Origin of the sequence: Chryseobacterium sp. 22532 (assembly GCF_052044665.1) — a bacterium.
GTDB classification, from domain to species: domain Bacteria; phylum Bacteroidota; class Bacteroidia; order Flavobacteriales; family Weeksellaceae; genus Chryseobacterium; species Chryseobacterium lathyri.
This window is the reverse complement of record NZ_JBQENJ010000021.1, coordinates 1-488: the sequence shown is the minus strand read 5'-3', so window position 1 is coordinate 488 and position 488 is coordinate 1. Positions and strand designations below refer to the sequence as shown.

The window sequence follows — 488 nt, the reverse complement described above, 5'->3', positions numbered from 1 at the left end:
TGAAGGGACTCGAACCCCCACGCCTCACGGCACCAGATCCTAAGTCTGGCGTGGCTACCAATTACACCACATCCGCTCGTTATTTATTCTTTATATAAAGAACTTATTCTTTTTATGACTACAAATATAAAACATTTGCCTTAAAATAAGAACTAAAAAAAACATAAATACTTACCAACAATGATAAATAAACGATTTCTTACAAACCTTTAAAAATAAAAAAACTCTCCGTTGAGATCAACAGAGAGTTTAGTACCCCGGGCGGGACTTGAACCCGCACGTTCTTACGAACACAGGATTTTAAGTCCTGCGTGTCTACCAGTTCCACCACCAGGGCAGGTGTGGAGCGAAAAACGGGATTCGAACCCGCGACCCCAACCTTGGCAAGGTTGTGCTCTACCAGCTGAGCTATTTTCGCATAGTGCGGATGAAGGGACTCGAACCCCCACGCCTCACGGCACCAGATCCTAAGTCTGGCGTGGCTACCA

Annotated in this window: 2 tRNA genes; both read right to left on the bottom strand. The window is 45.1% G+C overall.

The features are described from left to right. Nucleotides 1–253 precede the first annotated feature (253 nt). Nucleotides 254–337 (bottom strand) — tRNA-Leu (locus tag ACTJIV_RS20320). A gap of 5 nt (nt 338–342) precedes the next feature. Beyond that, nucleotides 343–418, bottom strand: a tRNA-Gly gene (locus ACTJIV_RS20315). Nucleotides 419–488 lie beyond the last annotated feature (70 nt).